A 17373-nucleotide genomic window follows, 5' to 3' on the forward strand; every position below is an offset into this window, starting at 1 on the left:
CACCGGTCTCCTGCTCCTTCAGTAGTCCGATAATCTGCTCTTCCGTGAACCGCGATGGTCGCATCGTCCGTCTCCGTAATCGACGGACTCTACCCAAATCTGGAGGAAGTTCAGGGTCTCAGGTCAGAGCCCGTGAACAACCCCGCCCCTGGCGCGAGAAAGGCGCTTGAAGCCGTCTGCCGGCCGGTGGATCATGACGGACGGATGACGCGACCGAGTCGGCGAGCCGGGCACAGCCGGGCCGTCCAAGCCGGAGGAACCGCGTGGCGGAAATCGACCCCATAGTCTTGCCGGTCGGCGGGCGTGCCGATCTCGTCACCTTCGACCGGCGCGAGCTTGATCGCATCCTCGACCTCTATGGACGCATGGTGGCGCTGGGCGAATGGCGCGACTACGCCATTGATTTCACCAGGGACAAGGCGATCTTCTCCATCTTCCGGCGGTCGGCCGAGGTGCCGATCTACCGCATCGAGAAGGATCCGCGCCTTGCCCGCCGCCAGGGCGCCTACACGGTCGTGTCGCAGACCGGCCTCATCCTCAAGCGCGGCCACGAGCTTCACCGGGTCATCGCGGTGCTGGAAAAGCCGCTCCGCGCCGTCAACTGACCGATTTCTGTACCGGAGACGAGAATGCGCAGCCTGACCGTTGCCGCCACCCAGATGCGGTGCGACTGGGACATTGCGGGCAACATCGCCCGCGCCGAGGCGCTGGTGCGCGAGGCCGCCGGGCGCGGCGCAAAGCTGATCCTGCTGCAGGAATTGTTCGAGACCCCCTATTTCTGCCAGGATCAGCTCTACGAGTTCCTCGAACTCGCCGCCCCCTTCGAAGGCAACCGGCTGATCGGCCATTTCGCGGCCCTCGCGCGCGAACTCGGCGTGGTGCTGCCCGTCAGTTTCTTCGAGCGCGCCGGGCAGGCCGCCTTCAACTCCATCGCCGTGATCGACGCCGACGGCTCCATCCTCGGCCTCTACCGCAAAAGCCACATCCCGGACGGACCCGGCTACACCGAGAAATTCTACTTCTCGCCAGGCGACACCGGATTCCGCGTCTGGGACACGGCGGTCGGGCGCATCGGCGTCGGAATCTGCTGGGACCAGTGGTTTCCCGAATGCGCGCGCTCGATGGCCCTGCTCGGCGCCGAGGTGCTGCTCTACCCGACCGCCATCGGCTCCGAGCCGCATGATACGAGCCTCGATTCCTCCGGCCACTGGCAGCGGGTGATGCAGGGTCATGCGGGGGCGAACCTCATGCCGCTCATCGCCTCTAACCGCATCGGCACCGAAGAGGGCCGCAGCGGCACCTCCATCACCTTCTACGGTTCCTCCTTCATCGCCGGCCCCGCCGGCGAGAAGGTCGCGGAAGCCGGCCGCACCGAGGAGACGGTGCTCACCGCTACCTTCGATCTCGACGGCATCGCCCGCCAGCGCCAGAGCTGGGGTGTGTTCCGCGACCGCCGCCCGGAACTCTACGCGCCGCTTCTGTCGCTGGACGGACGCACGCCCACGCGCCCGATCGGCTGAGCAGGAGGCAGCTGCCATCATGAGCGAGACGCTGATCACCCTGCCCGCCGCCGACGGCTTCCGCATGCCCGCCGAATGGGAGCCGCATGCCGGCACCTGGATGATCTGGCCGGAACGGCCCGACAACTGGCGGGAAGGCGCCGAGCCGGCGCAGAAGGCCTTTGTCGCCGTCGCCAGCGCCATTGCCCGCTTCGAGCCCGTCACCATGCTGGTCTCCGCCCGCCAGTGGCGGAACGCGCGCGAGATGCTGCCCGCCGCGGTGCGCGTGATCGAGGCTTCCTCCGACGATTCCTGGTGCCGCGATTCGGGCGTGACCTTCGTCACCGATGCCGGCGGCCGGCTGCGCGGCGTCGACTGGCAGTTCAACGCCTGGGGCGGTCTCTACAGCCCCTATGACCAGGACCAGCTCATTGCCGGCAAGATGCTGGAGATCGAGCGCGCGCCTGGCTACGCGGCGCCGCTGGTGCTCGAGGGCGGTTCCATCCATGTCGATGGCGAAGGCACGGTGCTGACCACCGAGGAATGCCTGCTCAACCCAAACCGCAATCCCGACCTGTCGCGCGAGGAGATCGAGCAGCATCTCAGGGATTATCTCGGCGTCTCCAAGGTGCTGTGGCTCGGCGCCGGCCTCGTCGATGACGAGACCTCCGGCCATATCGACAACCTCGCCTGCTTCGTGCGCCCCGGCGTGGTGGCGCTGACCTGGTGCGAGGACCCGTCCGATCCGCAATACGCCATCTCGCGCGACGCCCATGAACGGCTGTCGCGGATGACCGACGCGCGCGGGCGCAGCATCGAGATCGTCAAGCTGCCGCTTCCCGGACCGCTGTTCCGCACGGTCGAGGAAGCCATCGACATCGGCTCACCTACCGGCACCATGTCGCGCGGCCTCGGCGAGCGGCTCGGCGCCTCCTATGCCAATTTCTACATCGGCAACGGCTTCGTGCTGATGCCGCTGCTCGACCCCGCACATGACGGGGAGGCGCGCGCCATCCTCGCCCGGCTGTTCCCGGATCGGGAGGTGGTCGGCGTGGCGACGCACGAGATCATCCTCGGCGGCGGCAATATCCACTGCATCACCCAGCAGCAGCCGGCCGGGACGCCCGGCTAGGCGGCGACAACCACACGTCGCTCATTATTCGCCGGCTACGGAATGACCGGCCGGCGGCGACGCCATCGCCCGGCGGATCTGCTTCACCAGTTCCGGGACGATCAGCCGGGCACCGACGCTCGAGAGATGGTCGTCGTCGAAATAGAACGACACGTCGCCCTCGGTATTGCGGCAACGGCCCTGCGTCGCGTCGCACAGAAGGTCGTACGGCCGGACGCGGAAGACATTGGGCCGCTCCACCGCATCGAAGACCGCCAGCACGTCGCCGTTACGCCTGATGAAGGCGTCATATGACGTGGAGAGCGCGCCGCCCGGCTCTCCCTGCATCGCCAGCCGGGCGGCGCGCTGCGGCACGTTCCAGCCGGCTTCGGGAATGGGATAGACCAGCACGACGCTCATCCGGTCGGCGACGGATTCCACCGCGCCCTTCAGCGCGCCCATGACACGGTCGCGACGGCCGGCCTCGGGCAGCCCGCCGTCACGAGCCTCCAGCACATCGAGGCGCGCCGCCATGTTGGTCTCCACCCCGCCCTCGCCATTGTCGAAGCCGGCCGCATCGACATAGGCGGCAAAGCGCGAGGTGAGCACGACAGCCTTCGCGCCGATCGCCTGCGCGAAATCCAGCATGGCGCGGTTGTACTCGTCGCAGGCATGCCACTTCGTCCGGTCGGCGCGGTAGAAACCGGGAAGGCCGATGCAGCCGGTGTAGGAGACGGCGTAGGAAGAGATGCCCGCGCGCCGCAGCGCCTCCTGCGCCTCGCGCGAGATCGCCCCGGAATGGCTGTCGCCGATGAACACGACATCGGCCTTGCCGCCGACCATGTAGTCCGCGCAGCCCGGCGCGGGCTGGACCTCCAGCCGGTGCAGCTCGTTAAAGGAGCAGGTGCCGGAAACGTCATAGCCGTTCCAGTCGGTCTCGTAGCGCAGCAGCGCCACCGCCCGTTCCGGCAGGCGGAAGGGCGCGCCGTCCGCGAAATAGCCGAACGCCCCGAAGGCGACGAGTAGGGCGGAAGCCCCGGCTGCCGCGCCGAAGAGGCTCCTGCGCGGGATGCTCCGCGCGACATTGCCGGAGCGGAACGGTCTCTCGACGAACCGCCAGCTCAGATAGGCGAGGCCAAGCGTTGCGATCGACAACATCAGCATGAGCCCCGGCCCCGGCGCGTCGAGGCTGCGGATGCGCGCGAAGGCGAAGAGCGGCTGATGCCAGAGATAGGCGCTGTAGCTGATCAGCCCGAGCCCCACGAGCGGCCGACAGGCCAGCAGGCGCCCGGCGGGGGTCGTGGGCGCGGCGAACAGGATGATGAGCGCGGCACCGCCGACCGGGACGAGAGCGTAGAGCGAGGGAAAGGGCGTCGCCGAGTCATAGGCGAGGACCGCGAAGACGATCATCCCCAACCCGAGAAGCGACAACGCCGCATTGGGCCGGGGCGCCCGCCCATGCATCGCCAGCGCGCAGAGCGCTCCCGCCCCCAGCTCCCAGGCGCGCGACTGGATGAGATAGAAATTCGCCTCCGGATGATTGCGCCAGCCATGCTCGGCAAGGCCGAGGCTCACCAGCGAAATCACCGCGACGCCCGCCACCGCCTGTCGGCGGCCGAGGCGCCAGAGCAGAAGCAGCAACAGCGGGAACAGGATGTAGAACTGTTCCTCGACCGCCAGGCTCCAGGTGTGCAGCAGCGGCTTGTCCTCCGCCACCGCCGAGAAATAGCCGGTCTCGCGCCAGAACAGGATGTTCGAGACGAACAGCGCCACCGCCCCTACCGACAAGGCGAAGCCCTCGAACTGCGAGGGCAGCATCCACATCCAGGCGAAGGGGATGCAGGCCGCGACCACGAAGAACAGCGCCGGAAGGATGCGCCGGGCGCGGCGCTCGTAGAAGCGCGCGAGGGAGAAGGAGCCCCGCTCCAGCTCGCCGGCAAGGATGCTGGTGATGAGATAGCCGCTGATGACGAAGAACACGTCGACGCCGACGAAACCGCCGGAGAAGCGCGAGAACCCCGCATGGAACAGGATAACGGGGAGAACCGCGACGGCCCTCAGGCCGTCGATCTCGGGTCGGTATCGCATGAACGAGGTCATCCGGCGGCGCGCTTCGGGCGGACCTTATTGCGCCGCGCGCGCCCCGCCAACCCGCCCTAGGCGACCGTGATCGACGGCTCGCCGGCGCGCGCGCGCCCGATGATGGCGGCCTTATCGTAGCCGGCGGCGCGGATCTGCTGGAGCACGCGCGTTGCGGCTTCGGGAGCGCAGGCGACGAGCAGGCCGCCGGAGGTCTGCGGGTCGGTGAGCAGATGACGGCGCCAGTCCGGCAGGTCGGTCGGCAGGCGCACCGCCTCGCCATAGCTCGCCCAGTTGCGGTGCGAGGCCCCGGTCACGTAGCCGGCCCGCGCCAGCGCGCCGGCCTCGTCGAGCAGCGGCAGCGCCTCCGCCTCGATCTCAAGCGCGAGGCCGGAGCCACGCGCCATCTCCAGCCCGTGGCCGAGAATGCCGAAGCCGGTCACGTCGGTCACGGCGTGCACCTGTGCGTCCTTGCCGAGCTCGGTGCCGATGCGGTTGAGCTTCGTCATGGAGCCGATCATCTCCGCATAGGCGGGCGGAGGCAGCGCCTCCTTCTTGAAGGCGGCGGAATAGATCCCGACACCCAGCGCCTTGGTGAGGATCAGCACGTCGCCGGCCTCGGCCGTGCTGTTCTTGCGGATGGTTTCCGGCTTCGCCGTGCCGATGACCGCGAGGCCATAGATCGGCTCGGGCGCGTCGATCGAATGGCCGCCCGCCACCGGAATGCCGGCCTCGGCGGCGATCGACGCGCCGCCCTTCAGGATCTCGCGCACCATCGCCGGCTCCAGCTTGCCGAGCGGCATGCCGAGAATCGCCAGCGCCAGCAGCGGCTTGCCGCCCATCGCATAGACGTCGGAGATCGCATTGGTGGCGGCGATGCGGCCGAACTCGAAGGGGTCGTCCACCATCGGCATGAAGAAGTCGGTCGTGGCGATCAGGCAGGTCTCGTCGTCGAGCTGCCAGACCGCCGCGTCGTCGCCGGTCTCCGTTCCGACCAGCAGGCGCTCGAACGGCGAGCCCGGGGGCTGCTCCGACAGCAGATCCCGCAGCACCGAGGGCGCCAGCTTGCAGCCGCAGCCGCCACCATGCGCAAGGCTGGTCAGGCGGAAGGGGGTGGGTTCAGCGGGCTTGTCGAGCATGGAAGTCTCCTGCTGGGCGGCCTCTCTTCGGAACGCCGTCATGCCCGGTCTGATGCCGGGCATCCACGACTTGGCCGTTGCCGAGAGAAGGCGTGGATGGCCGGGACAAGCCCGGCCATGACGACCGTAGAGATGGCTTACGCCGAAATCTCGCTGGCCTTGATCGTGTACTTGAACGTGTCCGGGTCGAGACAGTCATGGCGCAGGCTCGCCACCTCGGCCTGCGGATACATGAGAAAGCCGAGCTTCGGCCCGTTCGAGCCCGGCAGGGCGATGTCATGGCCGTCATTATAGGCCAGCCAGTTGCCCTCCCAGGAGCCGAACAGCGCCTTGCGCGCGGCCAGCACCTTGGCGTCGTCCATCGGGTTCTTCCCCGGCGGCTCCTCCAGCACGACCTTGCGCACATCCGCCGGATCGGTGGCGACCCAGCCGAAGCCGTCGAGCCACACCTCGGCGCGGCAGTGCTGCGCCTTGGAGATGGTCGGCGAATTCGCGCCGAGGCTCTTGTAGCCGAAGGCGGAGGGGGCGACGCGGATACCGTAGAGGTCGCGCGCGGGAATGCCGGCGGCGCGCACGAGGCCGACGAACAGCGCGTTCAGATCGGCGCACTTGCCGCCGAGGTTGCCGCTCGCCAGCAGCGAGGCCACATCGCCAGTACCGCAGCCGCGCGTGGCGGCGTTGCGATAGGTGTTCTCCACCACCCATTCGTAAATGGCGCGCGTCTTCTCGACATCGCTCGTCTTGCCGGCGGTGATCTTGTCGGAGGTCGCCTTCACGATGCCGTCAACCGGGATGAGGTCGGTCGCCTTGAGGAAGGCGGCGCGCTCCTCGGCGGAAAGCGGAGCCGGCGTGCTGGGCTTGGAGAAGTCGGTCGCGCGGTCGCGGGTGGAGAATTTGGAGACGATCTCCACCGTCGGGCTCGCCTCGCCCTCGGCCCAGACGAGATGCAGCATCTCGGCCCCGTAATGCGGGTCCTTCTCCACCTTGGCGGTGGCGGCGTTGGTCTTCCAGGTGCTCTCGCCCGGCTTGAACCAGTCGGCCGCCGTATAGGACGGCAGCGGCACCCAGGCCTGCGCCGGGCCAGCCTTGCCGTCGACCGGCGCCACATCGAGCGTGGTCACGACCTCGAAATTCCGCCACTTGCCGGGCGAGGGAGCGAAGACGGCAACCGGCGCCGCCGCCTGCGCAAACGCCTGATGCGGAACCGCGGCGGCGACGGCGGCGAGCGCCGCGCCGGCTTTGAGGAATTCTCGGCGAGAGGTCATGTTGTTGTTCCCGATCATTCGTTGAGAGGCGGCAGCGTGCCCGCAACGGGCGCATCCGCCGGGTTGGCGAGGCTTTCGATCAGCGACAGGGCGGCCGGATCGTTCCAGTCGACCGGACCGCCGGCATAGAGGCGCACCGCATGCGAGGCGTCGAGCACGAAGCTGGCCGGCAGGACCGGCACCTTCCATGCCTTCATGGCGCTCCGGTCCTCGTCCAGCAGGACGGGGAAGGGAACCGGGCTCGCGTCGAAGAAGCGCCGGACGCGCAGTTCCGGCTCGCCGACATCCACCGCGAGCAGGGTCGCCGGCGGGCTACCCGATGTCCCGTCCTTCCAGGATTCGACGAGGCGGGACAGGCCGGCCATCTCCTCGCGGCAGGGCTCGCACCATGTCGCGAAGAAGTGAACGACGACAACCCTACCTTGCAGCGCACCAAGCTCCACCGGACCGCCGCGGAGCGTCGGCAGGGCGAGCGCCGGCGCCGCGCTGCCGATCGGCAGCGGCGGGTCGGAGGCGGCCGAAGCCATGCCTCCCGGCGCCAGTGACGCAAGGGAAGAGAGCGCGAGCGCGGAAAGGTGGCGGAACATGCCCCGGCACGCGGGAGCCTGATGCACAAACATCGTGCGCGATGCTGCGACGAGCCCGCGAAATCGTCAATCGGCCGATCGGCGAAGCGAATGGCTATTGCGGCGCAGCATTTCCAAACCGCACGGCATCATGGCGAATGGCTTGGAAAGACACGGTTTTTTGTCCGCCCTCCACCTTTCGTCGGTTTGACATTGGACAAGCTAAAAAATAGCCTAGCGATTGGAGAAGCCTATCGGCCGATGGGCTTCGCGGAGGTAGTTTCGGAGGGCCTCGATGAATATGGAGCTCTCGCGCCGTACGTTCCTGAAAACGTCGGGTGCGGGGATCGCGGGTACGACGCTGGGAGCCTTCGGGTTCGGCGAGGCTGAGGCGGCGGTGGCCTCCTTCATCAAGCCGTTCCATCTGGTGAACACGACGGAAGCGCGAAACACCTGCACCTACTGCTCGGTGGCCTGCGGCATCATCATCTATTCCAAGGGCGACCTGAAGAAGGGCGAGAAGGCCGACATCATCCACATCGAGGGTGACGCGGACCATCCGACCAACCGCGGCACGCTGTGCCCGAAGGGCGCGGCCCTGCGCGACATCGTGAAGTCCGAGCAGCGCCTCACCCAGCCGATGGTGCGCAAGGCCGGCTCCGACAAATTCGAGCCGATCTCGTGGGAAGCGGCGCTCGACAAGATCGCCCGCGCGATGAAGGACGACCGCGACGCCAATTTCGTCGCCACCAACAAGGACGGCGTGACGGTCAACCGGTGGACCACCACCGGCATGCTGGCGGCCTCCGCCACGACGAACGAGACGGCCTTCGCCACCTACAAGGTGGTCCGAAGCACAGGAATGCTGGTTTTCGACAACCAAGCGCGTGTCTGACACGGCCCGACGGTGGCGAGTCTCGCCCCAACTTTTGGCCGTGGAGCAATGACCAACTCGTGGACCGACATTCGGAACACGGACCTCGTCGTCATCATGGGCGGCAATGCCGCCGAAGCACATCCGTGCGGATTCAAATGGGTCACGGAGGCGAAAGCCAACCGGGGCGCGAAGCTGATCGTCGTCGATCCGCGCTACACGCGCTCGGCGTCGGTGGCGGACTATTACGCGCCGATCCGCCAGGGCACCGACATCGCCTTCCTGCTGGGCGTGATCAACTACTGCATCCAGAACGACAAGGTGCAGTGGGAGTACACCAAGGCCTTCACCAACGCGGCCTATCTCGTGAAGGAGGGCTTCGCCTATCAGGACGGCCTGTTCACCGGCTATGACGAGGGCAAGCGCGACTACAACAAGGACAGCTGGGACTACGAGATCGGGCCGGACGGTTATGCCGTGGTCGACGAGACGCTGCAGAATCCGCGCTGCGTGTGGAACCTGCTGAAGCAGCACGTCGCCACCTACACGCCCGAGCTGGTCGAGCGCATCTGCGGCACGCCGAAGGACAAGTTCCTGAAGGTGGCGGAGATGATCGCCGAGTGCTCCTCGCCCACCAAGGCGATGACCTCGATGTACGCGCTCGGCTGGACCCAGCATTCCAAGGGCTCGCAGAACATCCGCACCATGGCGATGCTGCAGCTCATCCTGGGCAATATCGGCATTCGCGGCGGCGGCATGAACGCCCTGCGCGGCCACTCCAACATCCAGGGGCTGACCGATGTCGGGCTCATGTCCAACATGCTGCCCGGCTACCTCAACCTGCCCACGGAGAAGGAGGCGGACCTCGCCACCTACATGTCGACCCGCGGCTTCAAGCCGTTGCGGCCGAACCAGATGAGCTACTGGCAGAACTATCGGAAATTCTTCGTCAGCTTCCAGAAGTCCATGTTCGGACCGGCGGCCACGGCGGAGAACGACTGGGCCTACGACTACCTGCCGAAGCTCGATGTCGCCTTCTACGACATCCTGCGCGCCTTCGAATTGATGAACCAGGGCAAGATGAACCTCTACATCTGCCAGGGCTTCAATCCGTTCCAGGCATTCCCGAACCGGGGCAAGCTCGCCAAGGGCCTCGCCAAGCTCAAGCTGCTCGTGATCATGGACCCGCTCCAGACCGAGACGGCCCGCTTCTGGGAGGACCACGGCGTCTACAACAAGGTGGATCCGTCCGACATCCAGACGGAAGTGCTCCAGCTGCCCACGACCTGCTTCGCGGAGGACGAGGGCTCGCTGGTCAATTCCGGCCGCTGGCTTCAGTGGCACTGGCCGGGTGGCTCGCCTCCGGGCGAGGCCCGCACCGACGTGTGGATCATGTCGCAGATCTTCCTACGGCTGAGGGAGATGTACCGCAAGGAAGGCGGCCCGTTCCCCGACCCGATCCTCAACCTGCACTGGCCCTACAAGGACGAGAACGAGCCGACCGCCGAGGAGCTCGCCAAGGAGCTCAACGGCTACGTCGTCTCCGACGTCGCCGACCCGAACGATCCGACCAAGAAGCTGCTCGAGGCCGGCAAGCAGGTGTCCGGTTTCGGCGTGCTGCGCGACGACGGCTCGACCGCGTGTGGCTGCTGGATCTATTCCGGCTGCTTCACCGAGGCCGGCAACATGATGGCGCGCCGGGACAATTCCGACCCGGACGACACCGGCGCCTACCTCAAATGGTCGTTCGCCTGGCCGGCGAACCGGCGCATCATCTACAATCGCGCCTCCTGCGACCTCGACGGCAAGCCGTGGGATCCCTCACGCAAGCTGATCGAGTGGGACGGGTCGAAATGGACCGGCTACGACGTGCCGGACATCGCCCCGACCGCCAAGCCGCGCGACGTCGGCCCGTTCATCATGAACCCGGAGGGTGTGTCGCGCCTCTTCGCGCGCAAGATGATGCGCGACGGGCCGTTCCCGGTGCACTACGAGCCGTTCGAAAGCCCGGTCGCCAACCTGATCGCCCCGAAGATCGTGGGCAATCCGGTGGCGCGCGTGTTCCCGGACGACTGGAAGCAGTTCGCCGAGACCGCCTCGCCGGACTTCCCCTACGCGGCGACCTCCTACCGTCTCACCGAGCATTTCCACTACTGGACCAAGAACAACCATGTGAACGCGGTCCTGCAGCCGGAACAGTTCGTCGAGATCTCCGAGGAACTCGCGAAGGAGAAGGGCATCGCGCTGGGCGGCTGGGTGCGGGTGTGGTCGAAGCGCGGCGAGATCCTCGCCAAGGCGGTCGTCACCAAGCGCATCAAGCCAATGACGGTCGACGGCAAGACGGTCCACGTGGTCGGCATCCCCATCCACTGGGGCTTCGTCGGCGCCGCCCGCAAGGGCTTCCCGGCGAACGTGCTCACCCCCTTCGTGGGCGACGCGAACATCGAGACGCCCGAGTTCAAGGCGTTCCTCGTCAACATCGAAGCGTCCACCGGTCCGGTGGCTTAAGAGGGAGGCGGCACGATGTTTCCACCGATTCCGAACCCGTCCGTCTCCCCCGACGCCGCCGTCCAACGTTTCGGCGAGAAGGACATCATGCGGCGTTCCGCCTCCGAGGTGACGCCGCCAGCCGAGCGGCTCACCGAGGTCGCGAAGCTGATCGACGTCACCAAGTGCATCGGCTGCAAGGCCTGCCAGGCGGCGTGCCTCGAATGGAACAACCTCCACGAGGAGATCGGCTTCAACCACGGGGTCTACACCAACCCCATGGACCTGACGCCGGACACCTTCACGCTGATGCGCTTCACCGAGTGGGTGAACCCCGAGACCGACAATCTCGAATGGCTCATCCGCAAGGACGGCTGCATGCACTGCGAGGATCCGGGCTGCCTCAAGGCCTGCCCGGCGCCCGGCGCCATCGTGCAGTACTCGAACGGCATCGTCGATTTCCAGCACGAGAACTGCATCGGCTGCGGCTACTGCATCAAGGGCTGCCCCTTCAACATCCCGCGCATCTCGAAGGTCGATCACACGGCCTACAAGTGCACGCTGTGCTCGGACCGCGTGGCGGTGGGCCAGGGCCCGGCCTGCCAGAAGGCGTGCCCGACCCAGGCCATCGTCTTCGGCACCAAGGACGAGATGAAGGAGTGGGCCGACTTCCGCATCAAGGACCTGAAGTCGCGCGGCTTCGAGAACGCCGGCCTCTATGATCCGCAGGGAGTGGGCGGCACCCACGTCATGTACGTGCTGCACCACGCCGACACGCCGTCCATCTATGCCGGCCTGCCCGACAATCCGCGCATCTCGCCGATCGTCGATGCATGGAAGGGCGTGACGAAATATGTCGGCCTGGCGGTGATGGGCTTCGCCGCGGCGGCGGGCTTCCTGCATTATGTCGTCGCCGGACCGAACAAGGTCTCGGAGGAGGACGAGGAGAACGCCGAGAGGCTCACCGAGGGCAAGGCGCCCCCGCCGCCTGAGCCGACGCAGGGCCATACGCAACACGGGAGTACGCCATGACGGCCTACGACCAGAAGCCCGAGACGCCGGATGATGTCGAGGCCGGCGATGCGGTGCATCCCGGCCATCCGGTGACGGTGGACCGCTATACGCTCGGCGCGCGTATCAACCACTGGATCACCGCCACCAGCCTCGTGCTGCTGGCGCTGTCCGGCATGGCGCTGTTCACGCCACGGCTGTTCTTCCTCACCGGCCTGTTCGGCGGCGGACAGTGGACGCGCGCCATCCATCCGTGGATCGGCGTCGTCCTGTTCTTCTCCTTCCTGATCCTGTTCGTGCGCTTCTTCAGGGCCAACCTGCCGGCGCGGGAGGATGTCGACTGGGTAGCGCACTCGGCCGACCTGCTGGCGGGGCGCGAGGAGAAGATGCCGGAGGTGGGCAAGTACAATGCCGGCCAGAAATTCGTCTTCTGGTCGATGTCGGGCCTCATCATCGTGCTGATCGCCAGCGGCGTGGTGATGTGGGACCAGTACTTCTACAACCTCACCACCATCGAGCAGAAGCGTATCGCCATCCTCGTCCATGCGGTGGCGGCGGTGTGCATCATCTGCGTGTGGATCATCCACGTCTACGCGGCGATCTGGGTGAAGGGCACCATCGGCGCGATGACGCGCGGCCAGGTGACGGGCGGCTGGGCCTGGCGGCACCACCGCAAATGGCTGCGCGAGCTGGTCGGCAAGGGCAACCCGCGCGGGCCGCACGCTCCGGCCGAATGACACCTCGCTCCCGGCTCGCGGAGCGAGACTCTGTTCTTCCATCGCAGCCATCCCGGACGGCCCGGCCGTTCCGGGGTGGCGCTTTCGTTTATGCACCCGCCTTGTCGGCAACCCGCCGGTCGCGTCAGCGTGAGTTGACTTGACGTCCGTCCTGCTTCGACGTCCACCTTATCAAGACGTCCAATCTGCTCGACGTTCACGTGGCCCGTGCGGTTCGTGAGGAAACTGATGTCCGCTGATCTGCAGCCCGATCCGACGGCGATCGGAAACGTCTCGACCCCGCCTTTCGCGGTCACCCCCGATCCCTCGACGCTGTTCGGCGTGCGGGCGCGGCGCCTGCGGACCTACGCGGCAGTGAGCCCGCTCAAGCCCTATCTCGATTTCGTCGCCGGCATCGTCGACGCCCAACAGGCCATCGTGCCCACGCTGCCGCCGGTGGAGATGCCGGACGAGGAGGCGCTGGAGCGTGCCCGCGCCTTCCAGATGCCACCGCTCGACCGCGCCAGGACGACGCTCGACGACACGCTGGAGACGACGCTCGACTCGCTGTTCGACGCCGCCCGGCACGTCGGCATGACCCGTGAAGCGGGCGAAGCCCTCGCCCGCGTGCGGCAGGTCGATGGCGCCGAGCGCGCCCGGATGGTGCAGGATGTGCTCTCCCACGACATGCCGGTCGAGACGCTGGCCGAACATGTCTTTGTCGCGGCCGCGCTACAGGTGCATTTCGCCCGCCTCGCCTCCCGGCTCGACGCCAAGAAGCTGGTTCCCGTCGGCGACGGCGCCTGCCCCGCCTGCGGCGGTCCGCCGGTCGCCTCGCTGATCGTCGAATGGCCGAACGCCCATGGCAACCGCTTCTGCGCCTGCTCGCTCTGCTCCACCCTGTGGAACTATGTCCGCATCCGCTGCTGCTCCTGCGGCACCACCAAGGGCATCGGCTATCAGGAGATCGACGGCAGCCCCGGCACCATCAAGGCCGAGACCTGCGACGAGTGCCGCACCTATGTGAAGGTGATGTACCAGAACAAGGACGTCACCATCGAGCCGGTGGCGGACGACATCGGCACGCTGGCGCTCGACATGATGATGCGCGAGGGCCCCTATCGCCGCGCCGCCTTCAATCCCTTCCTGCTCGGCTATTGAGGCGGCCATGGACGCGGAATCCCGCCTTTCCGAAAACCGCCCTTCCCTCCGCGACCTGCCCTCGGTCGATCTGGTGCTGAAGACGCCGGCGGGGCTGCTCGCGGCGGAGCGCTTCGGCCGTTCGCGCGCCACGCTGGCCGTTCGCGCGGCGCTGGAGGAAGTGCGCGCCTGCGTGCTGGCGGGCCAACTCGCCGCCCTGCCCTCGCCCGATCACGTGGCGCTGGCGGCCGGGGATACGCTCGCCCGCGAGGCCCTCCCCAGCCTCCGGCCCGTCTTCAACCTCACCGGCACCGTGCTGCACACCAATCTCGGCCGCGCCCTGCTCGCCGAGGAGGCGGTGGAGGCGGCGGTCGCGGCAATGCGCTCCGCCGTGGCTCTGGAATTCGACCTCGCCACCGGCACACGCGGCGAGCGCGACGACCATGTGCGCGACTTGCTGGTCGAGCTGACCGGAGCGGAGGACGCGACCGTCGTCAACAACAACGCCGCCGCCGTGCTGCTCACCCTCAACACGCTGGGAGCCGGACGGGAGGCGGTGGTCTCGCGCGGCGAGCTGATCGAGATCGGCGGCGCCTTCCGCATGCCGGACATCATGGCCCGCGCCGGCGTGACGTTGGTCGAGGTCGGCACCACCAACCGCACCCACCCGAAGGACTATGCCGGCGTCCTCAGTGAGGACACCGGGCTGGTGCTGAAGGTGCACACCTCGAATTACCGCATCGAGGGCTTCACCCGCGAGGTGCCCGCGCGCGAGCTGGCAACCATCGCCCATGCGCGCGGCGTGCCGCTGGTGAACGACCTCGGCTCGGGGACGCTGTTCGACCTCGCCCGCATCGGCGGCGCCCAATCAGCTTTGGCCCACGAGCCGACCGTGCGCGAGACGGTGGCGGAGGGGGCCGACATCGTCACCTTCTCCGGCGACAAGCTGCTCGGCGGGCCGCAGACCGGCTTCATCGTCGGCCGCGCCGCGCTGATCGAGAAGATCAACAGGAACCCGATGAAGCGCGCCCTGCGGGTCGACAAGATCCGCCTCGCGGCTTTGGAAGCGACGCTGAAGCTCTATCGGGACCCGGAGCGGCTCGCCGCCCGCCTGCCGACGCTGCGGCTGCTCGCACGCACCCGCGCCGATCTCGCCTCGCGCGCGCGGGCACTGGCCGATCCGGTGGCGACGCGGCTCGGCGACGGCTTCGACATCGAGGTGGTGGACTGCGCCAGCCAGATCGGCTCCGGCGCCCTGCCGCTGGAGACCCTGCCGAGTGCGGCGCTCGCCATTCGCCCGGCCGGGGATGCTTCCGGCGGACGGCTCAGCGCCCTCGCCGGCGCGCTGCGCGAGCTGCCCGTCGCGATCGTCGGCCGCATCGCCGAGGGCGCGCTGCTGCTCGACCTGCGCTGTCTGGAAGACGAGGCGGGCTTCCTTGACAGCCTCGGCCACATCCGGGTGCCGGCATGATCATCGGCACGGCCGGCCATATCGACCACGGCAAGACCGCCCTCGTCGGCGCGCTGACCGGGGTCGATACCGACCGGCTGAAGGAGGAGAAGGCCCGCGGCATCTCCATCGATCTCGGCTTCGCCTACCTTCCCACCGAGGCCGGCACGCTCGGCTTCATCGACGTGCCCGGCCACGAGAAGTTCATCCACACCATGCTGGCCGGCGCCAGCGGCATCGACTTCGCGCTGCTGATCGTCGCCGCCGATGACGGGGTGATGCCCCAGACCCGCGAGCACCTCGCCTTGCTCGACCTGCTCGGCATCTCCCGCGGCGTCGTCGCCCTCACCAAGGCGGATCTCGCGGACGCGGCGCGGCGGGCCGAGGTCGAGGCCGAGATCGCCGCGCTGCTGGACGGCACCGGGCTCGACGGCGCCCCGGTCGTCCCCGTTTCCGCGCTGACCGGCGAGGGCATCGACGACCTGCGCGTGCAACTGATCAAGGCCGCCCGCGCCTTCGCTGCCCGCGCAACCGATGGGCGCTTCCGCCTCGCCGTCGACCGCTCCTTCAGCCTCGCCGGCGCCGGCACGGTGGTCACCGGCACGGTGCTCTCCGGCCGCGTGGCGGTCGGCGACGCGGTGACGGTCAGCCCTGCCGGCCTTTCCGCGCGCGTCCGCTCCATCCACGCGCAGAACCGCAAGGCCGAGGAAGGCCGTGCCGGCGACCGCTGCGCGCTCAATCTCGCCGGCGACGACGTGACGGCGGACGCCATCGCCCGCGGCGACATGGTGCTCGCCCCCTCGCTGCACGCGCCAACCGAGCGCATCGACGCCACGCTGACGGTTCTGGCGGGCGAACCGAAGCCGCTCGGCCAGTGGTTCCCGGTGCGCTTCCATCACGGTTCGGCGGAAGTCGGCGCGCGCCTCGTGCCGCTGTCGGCCGACACGCTCCCGCCCGGCGGCGGCGGGCTGGTGCAGATCGTGCTGGACCGGCCGATCGCGGCGGCGGCCGGAGATCGCTACGTGATCCGCGACACCTCCGCCCAGCGCACCGTCGGCGGCGGACGGCTCGTCGATCTGCGCGCGCCCGCCCGCAAGCGCCGAACGCCCGAACGCCTCGCCCAGCTCGCCGCCCTCGGCGAAACGGAGCCCGAGGCGGCGCTGGCGAGGCTGCTCGCCGTCGAGCCCTGGCATGTCGACCTCGCCGCCTTCGCCCGCGACCGGGCGCTCGGCAGCGAGGCCGGTGCCGGCCTCGCGGAAAGACTCGGGCTCGTCACCTTCGCAGCGGCCGGCACGCTCATCGCCCTGTCCGCCGAACGCTGGGCGCTCTATTGCGATGCGCTGATTGCCGAACTCGCCCGTTTCCACGACGCCAATCCCGACCTGCCGGGCATGGGGACGGAAAAGCTGCGCCTCGCCCTCGTCCCCCGCCTACCCAAGCCCGTCTTCACGGAGGCCCTGCGGCGCATCGCCGGCGGCGGCACGCTGATGCTCGACGGCGCCTGGGTCCGGCTTGCCGGTCACGAGGTGCGCCTCACCCGCCGCGACGAGCTGCTCTGGGAGCTGATCGAGCCGAAGCTAGACGGCACTGAGCGCTTCCGCCCGCCGCGCGTTCGCGATCTCGCCGGCATGACCGGGGAAGCGGAGCCCGACATCCGCCGGCTGATGAAACTGCTCGCCCGCATGGGGAAGGTCGACGAGGTGGCGCACGATCACTTCTTCCTGCGCAGCACCGTGGGCAGCATGGTCGCCATGATCCGCGAACTCTCGCAGGCCGCGCCGGACCGGCAATTCGTCGCCAGCGCCTTTCGCGACCGCGTGGAGCGCGACGGATCGGGAAGCGGCGAGCACACGGTGGGCCGCAAGGTGGCGATCCAGATCCTCGAATTCTTCGACCGCCACGGCGTCACGCTGCGCCGGGGAGATCTGCGCCGGGTGAACTCGCACCGGCTGGACCTGTTCGGCGCGATCGACGACAATGTGTCGGTGCCCGGAGACCTTTCCGGCCGCACGGAACAGGCCCGCTGACAGGGCCGA

General features: G+C 68.1%; 13 protein-coding genes. 9 read left to right on the plus strand and 4 right to left on the minus strand.

What is annotated here, in order from left to right:
• Nucleotides 1-263 precede the first annotated feature (263 nt).
• The 3 genes from STARVERO_RS17650 to aguA are packed head-to-tail and all read left to right on the plus strand — an operon-like array spanning nucleotide 264 to nucleotide 2631.
• The gene (locus tag STARVERO_RS17650; protein ID WP_159600410.1) at nucleotides 264-605 is read left to right on the plus strand and encodes a DUF2794 domain-containing protein; all 342 of its coding nucleotides are present in this window, start codon (nucleotides 264-266) and stop codon (nucleotides 603-605) included.
• Between the two features lie 24 nt (nucleotides 606-629).
• Nucleotides 630-1520 (plus strand): N-carbamoylputrescine amidase, encoded by an 891-nt coding sequence (gene aguB / locus STARVERO_RS17655; protein WP_159600412.1) that lies wholly within the window; start codon nucleotides 630-632, stop codon nucleotides 1518-1520.
• 19 nt (nucleotides 1521-1539) lie between these two features.
• Complete coding sequence (aguA, locus tag STARVERO_RS17660) at nucleotides 1540-2631, plus strand: agmatine deiminase (RefSeq protein ID WP_159600414.1); 1092 nt, start codon at nucleotides 1540-1542, stop codon at nucleotides 2629-2631.
• Between the two features lie 24 nt (nucleotides 2632-2655).
• Here the strand turns inward: aguA and STARVERO_RS17665 are convergent, their stop codons facing one another.
• From STARVERO_RS17665 to STARVERO_RS17680, 4 genes are all read right to left on the minus strand, one after another.
• Nucleotides 2656-4698 carry an acyltransferase family protein gene (locus STARVERO_RS17665; RefSeq protein WP_159600416.1) on the minus strand — a complete coding sequence of 681 codons (2043 nt, stop codon included), beginning with the start codon at nucleotides 4696-4698 and terminating at the stop codon, nucleotides 2656-2658.
• 68 nt (nucleotides 4699-4766) lie between these two features.
• The gene (gene selD, locus STARVERO_RS17670; protein ID WP_159600418.1) at nucleotides 4767-5828 is read right to left on the minus strand and encodes a selenide, water dikinase SelD; all 1062 of its coding nucleotides are present in this window, start codon (nucleotides 5826-5828) and stop codon (nucleotides 4767-4769) included.
• Between the two features lie 137 nt (nucleotides 5829-5965).
• The gene (locus tag STARVERO_RS17675; protein WP_159600420.1) at nucleotides 5966-7093 is read right to left on the minus strand and encodes a transglutaminase-like domain-containing protein; all 1128 of its coding nucleotides are present in this window, start codon (nucleotides 7091-7093) and stop codon (nucleotides 5966-5968) included.
• 14 nt (nucleotides 7094-7107) lie between these two features.
• Nucleotides 7108-7620 (minus strand): TlpA family protein disulfide reductase, encoded by a 513-nt coding sequence (locus STARVERO_RS17680; RefSeq protein ID WP_244616807.1) that lies wholly within the window; start codon nucleotides 7618-7620, stop codon nucleotides 7108-7110.
• Between the two features lie 334 nt (nucleotides 7621-7954).
• Between STARVERO_RS17680 and fdnG the strand changes: the two genes are divergently transcribed.
• The 6 genes from fdnG to selB all read left to right on the plus strand — a co-directional run bounded on the left by fdnG (nucleotide 7955) and on the right by selB (nucleotide 17364).
• A complete protein-coding gene (fdnG, locus tag STARVERO_RS17685; RefSeq protein ID WP_159600424.1) occupies nucleotides 7955-11041 on the plus strand; it encodes a formate dehydrogenase-N subunit alpha in 3087 nt (1028 codons plus the stop codon).
• Between the two features lie 15 nt (nucleotides 11042-11056).
• The gene (fdxH, locus tag STARVERO_RS17690; protein WP_144341070.1) at nucleotides 11057-12052 is read left to right on the plus strand and encodes a formate dehydrogenase subunit beta; all 996 of its coding nucleotides are present in this window, start codon (nucleotides 11057-11059) and stop codon (nucleotides 12050-12052) included.
• On the plus strand, nucleotides 12049-12768 hold the full coding sequence (locus tag STARVERO_RS17695) for a formate dehydrogenase subunit gamma (RefSeq protein WP_186291791.1): 720 nt from the start codon (nucleotides 12049-12051) through the stop codon (nucleotides 12766-12768). Before fdxH ends, STARVERO_RS17695 begins: the two co-directional genes overlap by 4 nt.
• A 228-nt stretch (nucleotides 12769-12996) precedes the next feature.
• Nucleotides 12997-13908 carry a formate dehydrogenase accessory protein FdhE gene (gene fdhE / locus STARVERO_RS17700; RefSeq protein ID WP_200837855.1) on the plus strand — a complete coding sequence of 304 codons (912 nt, stop codon included), beginning with the start codon at nucleotides 12997-12999 and terminating at the stop codon, nucleotides 13906-13908.
• A 7-nt stretch (nucleotides 13909-13915) separates the two neighbouring features.
• Nucleotides 13916-15358, plus strand: a complete 1443-nt coding sequence (selA, locus tag STARVERO_RS17705; RefSeq protein ID WP_159600426.1) for an L-seryl-tRNA(Sec) selenium transferase — start codon at nucleotides 13916-13918, stop codon at nucleotides 15356-15358.
• Complete coding sequence (gene selB, locus STARVERO_RS17710) at nucleotides 15355-17364, plus strand: selenocysteine-specific translation elongation factor (protein WP_159600428.1); 2010 nt, start codon at nucleotides 15355-15357, stop codon at nucleotides 17362-17364. Before selA ends, selB begins: the two co-directional genes overlap by 4 nt.
• The last annotated feature ends 9 nt before the right edge of the window (nucleotides 17365-17373 follow it).

Origin of the sequence: Starkeya nomas (assembly GCF_902703545.1) — a bacterium.
In the GTDB taxonomy this organism is placed as follows: Bacteria; Pseudomonadota; Alphaproteobacteria; order Rhizobiales; family Xanthobacteraceae; genus Ancylobacter; species Ancylobacter moscoviensis.